The organism is Ruegeria sp. CDSB029 (genome assembly GCF_059611125.1).
Genome location: NZ_JBXWOX010000050.1, coordinates 1 through 5,895 on the forward strand (window position 1 = coordinate 1; position 5,895 = coordinate 5,895).

Annotated in this window: 7 protein-coding genes; 1 reads left to right on the top strand and 6 read right to left on the bottom strand. The window is 55.5% G+C overall.

What is annotated here, in order from left to right; genetic code table 11:
• Positions 1–109 precede the first annotated feature (109 nt).
• From AC2FI8_RS24385 to AC2FI8_RS24405, 5 genes are all read right to left on the bottom strand, one after another.
• Entirely contained in the window at positions 110–1,096 is a 987-nt protein-coding gene (locus tag AC2FI8_RS24385) for a zinc-dependent alcohol dehydrogenase family protein (protein ID WP_496781234.1), read from the bottom strand.
• Positions 1,097–1,177: 81 nt separating this feature from the next.
• Positions 1,178–2,023 carry an enoyl-CoA hydratase/isomerase family protein gene (locus AC2FI8_RS24390; protein ID WP_496781235.1) on the bottom strand — a complete coding sequence of 282 codons (846 nt, stop codon included), beginning with the start codon at positions 2,021–2,023 and terminating at the stop codon, positions 1,178–1,180.
• 92 nt (positions 2,024–2,115) lie between these two features.
• A complete protein-coding gene (locus AC2FI8_RS24395) occupies positions 2,116–2,904 on the bottom strand; it encodes an SDR family NAD(P)-dependent oxidoreductase (protein WP_496781236.1) in 789 nt (262 codons plus the stop codon).
• A gap of 12 nt (positions 2,905–2,916) precedes the next feature.
• On the bottom strand, positions 2,917–3,882 hold the full coding sequence (locus AC2FI8_RS24400; protein ID WP_496781237.1) for an LLM class oxidoreductase: 966 nt from the start codon (positions 3,880–3,882) through the stop codon (positions 2,917–2,919).
• A 13-nt stretch (positions 3,883–3,895) separates the two neighbouring features.
• Complete coding sequence (locus tag AC2FI8_RS24405) at positions 3,896–4,672, bottom strand: CmcJ/NvfI family oxidoreductase (RefSeq protein WP_496781238.1); 777 nt, start codon at positions 4,670–4,672, stop codon at positions 3,896–3,898.
• 107 nt (positions 4,673–4,779) lie between these two features.
• Here AC2FI8_RS24405 and AC2FI8_RS24410 point away from each other — a divergent pair, with 107 nt between their 5' ends.
• Entirely contained in the window at positions 4,780–5,691 is a 912-nt protein-coding gene (locus AC2FI8_RS24410) for a LysR family transcriptional regulator (RefSeq protein ID WP_496742154.1), read from the top strand.
• 2 nt (positions 5,692–5,693) lie between these two features.
• Here AC2FI8_RS24410 and AC2FI8_RS24415 read toward each other — a convergent pair.
• A partial coding sequence (locus AC2FI8_RS24415; protein WP_496781239.1) for a hypothetical protein occupies positions 5,694–5,895 on the bottom strand: 202 nt, incomplete at its 5' end.

Sequence of the window (5,895 nt, forward strand, 5' to 3'; positions counted from 1 at the left end):
GCAATTTGCACGAAGGTCAGCTAAGCACTGTATAGTCGACATCAATTGCAACTCAAACTGAGTTGGTGCGCAAGGTCATTTTCCGCGCACCAATCTCAGCCGAAACTTATCACAATTCCACGACGACTTTTCCGACCGCAGATCTATTCGTAAGGTGGGCGTAAGCTGCGCCGACATCGGCCGACCCGAACGTCTGTTCGTCAACAATCGGTTTAAGTGCGCCGTCATCCGCCAGATCTGCTAGTGTCCGCAAGATGTCACCGTGGGTTTGCCGTCCCACATTGTGCATCATCGGGATCAACATGAAGACGACATGCAGAGACAGGCCTTTGAAATGCACAGGCGTCAAATCAATCTCGACCATCGCAACCGTCGAGGCAACTTGACCATTGAGTTTGGCCGCGGCGAATGAGTTTGTCATGTTTGGCCCACCAACGCTGTCAAACACTACATCGAAGCCTACGCCACCAGTGTGCTCGGCAACATAGTCCTCGACTTTTTGCGTTGTGAAATCCACGGGACGCGCACCAAGTCCTTCAATCAAGGCCATCTGATCTGCACCGCGACCAGTTGCGGACACGGTTGCGCCAAGGTGGCGTGCGATTTGAACCGCGACATGACCAACCCCACCCGCGCCGCCCTGAACCAGAACAGTCTGCCCTTCGCCAACACTGGCTCTGGTCAACCCTTCGTAGGCCGTAATGCCGACAAGAGGCAGCGCGGCGGCTTCGCGCATGCTCAAAGTCTTGGGTTTGTGTGCAATCAGGCGGGCATCTGCATTGATGTACTCTGCCAGAGAGCCCGGAAGGTCCATCAAACCGCCGGCGCAACCGTATACCTCATCGCCTATGGCAAAATCTGTCACGCCATCGCCAATTGCGACGACTGTGCCAGCAAAGTCCATCCCAAGCACCGCCGGTAAGGCGGGGGACAGAGGCAAATCCTCGCCCATGCTTCGGATCATCGTGTCGACGGTGTTAACGCTGACAGCGGCCACTTTGACGACGACATGTCCAGAAGTTGCGACAAGGTCGGGCAGTTCAGTGAGTTCGAACGGTGCTTCGGGTCCGTATGAGTTAAGAACCAGTGCTTTCATTGGGATGTACCTTTTTGAAGTTTTGTATGGCGCGGCTCGCAACAACACACGCCGGAAGAGGCCATTGCGTTGGAGGGTAGCTCAGTTGATGTCCTGAACCTGCATCACAAGATCGCCCCAGTTGCGCTGGTTTTCGATGTCGTGTTCCAAACCTTGTTCATCCGCGATGGTGAACCGTTTGACCGCCGGAGTTTTGCTGGTGGCCTGATAGAGCCAATAGGCTTCGGCCTTCAGCGCCGCATCAATTGGTTTGTCGATGGATTCGTAGACCATCTGCTTGCAGGCATTGATCGACTCTGCCGGGAATTTTGCGATCCGTTTGGCCAGTGCGGTCACGTAGGGACCAATTTCATCCGACTCCAACGCCTTGTTGATGGTGCCCAAACGCTCGGCATCATCTGCGTCATAGTCTTGCGCGCTCAGGATGATCTCAAGCGCTTTGCCAAGACCGGTTTGACGCGCCATGCGCGAGGCACCGCCGCCACAGGGCAATATGCCCATTCCGACCTCCATCTGCATGAACTTGTACTTGCCCCGCGCGGCAAAGCGCATGTCGAGTGCCAATGCCAATTCATGTCCGCCGCCGCGCGCAAACCCTTCCAGCTTTGCGATGGTTGCCTGCGGCACCTTACTGATCCGCTCGCAGACGGATTGCAGATCCAAAAGCTGCGCATCCTCGCGCGATACGGCCTCAGTCGGCATGTCCTTGAGCAGTTCGGTGTCGTAGTGGCAGACCCAGATTTCCGGGTTAGCAGATTGAAAGATCACGACCTTGGTGTCGCGATCTCGCTCTAAGCGCATGGCCAGACTGTTGAGATCTGCCAGCATTTCCTGGCCCTGCACATTCACGGAGCCAAAGTTGAATGTCACTGTAGCGATACCGTTCTCAACGGCTACGTCAAAGGTTTGAAAGTTCTCGTATTTCATTAGGCATTCCTTTCTTGGGCCTCGACGCTGCACGCGTGAGGGGTAAGGGAGCGTTAAAGGTGGAAGTGCGTGGCGTTTTAGCGCCGCGCGGGTCAGTTGGTCTGGTTAACCAATTCTCTGATGGTATTCATGACGTCGGCAGCGTGGCCCCTGTCGAGTGCTGCCGCGTGTGGATCTGAGAATGCCCCACTGTCATTGTCAAAATAGGCGCCCGACGCGTCAGCGAACCGCTCGCCCAATGCCGCATCAATCAGGATATCTGCGCCGATATTCATATCGTTACCAGCTAAGCCAAAACCCTCTTTCACCATCTTTGAGGCCAAAAGCGATCCAGGATTTACTGCGACCAAAACCTGCGCACCGGATAGCGATTTGGCCCATTCTCGTGTCCAGATGGTGATCGCCAACTTGCTTTGAGCATATGCTTCCATATCGGCCATCGGCAAATTGCCTCGCATGGCCTTGGTGTTTACCGGGGCCTGAGCTGCCGATGACAGGTTCACGACACGCCCGTCGACAGGAATGATCGGCAGCAGCAACTCGGTCAGCAGATATGGCGCAAGCGTGTTCACTACAAAGCGGATGTCCTGCCCGTTCTCAAGCACAGTTTGCGGCGCTTTCAGCACACCTGCGTTGTTGATCAATACATCAAGTTTGGCATGCTTAGTGCGTATTTTTTCGGTCAGTTTTCGAACCGCGCCCAGATCGCTCAGATCTGCGGTATAGGTTTCGACATCCCCACCAACCTCGGCAGCTGCGCTCTCCAACTTGGGAACACTGCGACCATGCAACAGCACTTTGTGCCCTTCGGCGGCCAGTTTCTTTGCCGTAAGCAATCCAATGCCGTCGGTTGAACCTGTGATAAGAATAGTCTTGGTCATAGGTATTGTCCTTTAGGAAAAGTCAGGCAGCACAACGTCCGCCAGATGTTCGAGGGTGGAATCGATAGATGCTTGGTTGAACCTTAGGTTCAGCGCGACATGATTGATCCCGAGCGTTTCAATCTCGTGCAGATAGCTGCGAAGGAAGTCGGTGCCAGACTGAAACCCGAGATGGATCGGGCGCGGAGGTGCGGCGGGATCGGCAACGACATCGATATAAAGCGATTGCATGACAGGCTTGTCCGGTTGGCCCGCCCCCCGAACGCGTCGTCGGTAATCCGCGATAACCTGCCCTTGGGCGGACGCATTGCGCGGATAGGTCATCCAACCGTCGCCGTTCTGCGCCACCCAATCGGGCGATTGCTGGCTGCCACCGGTTATGAGCATCGGTAGTCGTGTGCCGTGTGGCTTTGGCAAGATGTCTATCTCGCCAGACAGTATGCCCTGAACGCATTCATGCTTGGGATAGTCCGATCCAACTGCACGGATGTAGTCAACGCTATCGCGGAAACGAGCCCCCCGGTCGTCATAGCTCTGGTTCAACGCCGGGTACTCTGCGGGACGATCACCAGACGCAACACCCATAAGCAACCGTCCACCCGAGAGCACATCTGCGGTCGCTGCTGCCTTGGCGACATGGGCGGGGTGGCGCAATGGCAAGATCACACTCGAGGTTCCAAGCGCTATCCGGTTGGTCACCGTTGCCAACGCACCCAGATAGACAAATGGATCAAAAACCTGCCCCGGATCACCGAAGCTTGGGACATTGAACGGCACGTCGCGTAGCCACAGTGCTGCAAAACCGAGTTCTTCAGCTTTCTGAGCCGCTTCCAGATGACCCCGCAGTGTCGGTTCTGCGCCGACTGCGTATGCTTCGAGCGGCAACACAAGGCCAACGCTCAGGCGCCTGGGACGAAAGACCTTGTTGTAGGCCTCGTTGATTTGGGCAAACTCAGACGGCTGCATTTTATCCAACATATCTGGCCCTCCTTTAATAGCGCACCAAAGTGCGGCTCTCGATGCTTTTGCGAATGGTGGCGACGTTTGGATCCTCGACCATATCGAGGGCGCTATGTGCAATCGAGGGCAGGCCTCGATTGTCATAGATGTTGAAAATCGCCACCTCATCCGGCGTCATCTTGGATTGGTAGATCCATTCATGCCTGGGGTTTCCCACCAGCCCCATGATCTGCCCTTTGCGGTCAGGATAGATCAGATCCAGCAGGACCCAGTCAGACGGGTCAACCGACGACGGGCGAACAAATCCAAGAGGGGCCGAATTGATCGGCTGTTCGACAGGACGCCACACATTGACAAAGGCATGGTGACCTTGCGCCCATTCCGCTGCGACCTCAGCACCCAGCAGGTCGATAAGCCGTTGTTCTGCACCATCCTTGCTGTAGTCACTGTGGACATTGCGCGCAGGTTTGCGCGTCGCACTTGGGTCATCAATCCGAACGGTATGATCAAAAATCACAACCTCGCGCGCGCCCAGCCTGTCCGAAAGCGTCGCTGTCAGTTCAGTATCGTAAGTCGGTTTCCAGGCATCGCCTGCAAAACCCCGAACCTGCGTTTTCAGCGTCGTGAATTCAACAGCATCAGACACAAATGTAACGGAGTTGGCCGTCGCACGGGTGTCCCCTAATGCAACCGCTGTGGAGGCAAGTTCGGGGGAAACCAGGTTTCCAGCGATCCCGCCTGCATCCAGTTCAAAAGCTTGCCGGTGCGGCTTGTGTACGTGGTAGTTGACTGTGGCTGTCCGCGTCATGTGCGCCTACTTCCCATGCAGTATTGAAGCGATGAGAAGGATTTAACGCCGATCAAAACACATATAAACTGCCCATTCACGGAATGATAATTCGGGTTTGCAATATAATGGGACTTGATACTGACGCATTGCGATTGTTCGTAAGGGCCGCAGAAATGCTGAACATCAGCGCGGCAGGGCGCGCATTGGGTATGGCCCCGGCTGTATCCAGCGCAAAGCTCGCCAAGTTGGAGCAAAGCCTGGGTTCCGAACTTTTACATCGCACAACGCGAAAAGTGTCACTGTCGGTCGAAGGTGCCGATTTCCTGCCCTTCGCGCGCGAGATCATCGCGCAGGAGGAAGCTGCCCTTGCGGCTCTGGGCAAGCAAACAACTGCGATCAAGGGCACATTGCGCTTTGCCGCGCCAAGCAGCTTTGCGCAACTCTACATCGCTCCGATCCTGCCGAAGTTTCTTGACCAACACCCTGACCTCACGCTCGACTTGCGTCTGTCAGATGTGCAATTCGACCTGATCGAAGGGAGTTATGATCTTGCACTTAGGAACGCGCCACTTGTCGACACTAGCCTTAAGGGTCGCAAGCTGGCCGAGGACAGACGCATACTTTGTGCTGCGCCCCACTATCTGGACATGCACGGCAGTCCGAAAACACCTGATGATCTAAAAAACCACCACCTGATCGCTTTCCAAAACCGCCAACTGCGGCCATTGACAGGGCCGGCAGGCGAGAACGCCGTTTTCGATCCCGCATCAGCCAAAGGTCAATTGATAATCGACGACGGTCAAAGCCAGGTCCGCGCCACGTTGGCCGGGGCTGGTATTTCCCTGAACGCTCTATGGAGCGTGCATGACCAACTGAAGTCACGCCGTTTGATACGGGTTCTTCCAAACTTTGAAGCCGCAGAGGACAATGTCTTGTGGCTGATCTATCCCAAGTCCAACGTATTGTCCCCCAAAGTGCGGGTATTCATGGACTTTCTCGTCGCAGAGATTGGCGCAAATCCCCCTTGGGAAACGTGAACTCAAATTAAGTTTAGCGCGCTGTCAGACATCCTGACGCCAATGTCGGAGACGGGCATTGAGCGGACACGCCATGTCCAATCGCAAAAGTCTGGTTCGTCCGCAGATTTCCTGTTCGGAAAGCACGTGATTTCGCGCCTGCGGCGAATGGCAGGAATGCGGGCTGCTACCGCAGCACCCTGACCGGTTAGCCAACGGCAGAAG

What these genes read in the sequence shown, in the direction of transcription:
- AC2FI8_RS24395 (WP_496781236.1), bottom strand. Translation starts at nt 2,904, where the DNA reads ATGACCAAGACTATTCTTATCACAGGTTCAACCGACGGCATTGGATTG.
- AC2FI8_RS24410 (WP_496742154.1), top strand. Translation starts at nt 4,780, where the DNA reads ATGGGACTTGATACTGACGCATTGCGATTGTTCGTAAGGGCCGCAGAA.
- AC2FI8_RS24385 (WP_496781234.1), bottom strand. Translation starts at nt 1,096, where the DNA reads ATGAAAGCACTGGTTCTTAACTCATACGGACCCGAAGCACCGTTCGAA.
- AC2FI8_RS24405 (WP_496781238.1), bottom strand. Translation starts at nt 4,672, where the DNA reads ATGACGCGGACAGCCACAGTCAACTACCACGTACACAAGCCGCACCGG.
- AC2FI8_RS24390 (WP_496781235.1), bottom strand. Translation starts at nt 2,023, where the DNA reads ATGAAATACGAGAACTTTCAAACCTTTGACGTAGCCGTTGAGAACGGT.
- AC2FI8_RS24400 (WP_496781237.1), bottom strand. Translation starts at nt 3,882, where the DNA reads ATGTTGGATAAAATGCAGCCGTCTGAGTTTGCCCAAATCAACGAGGCC.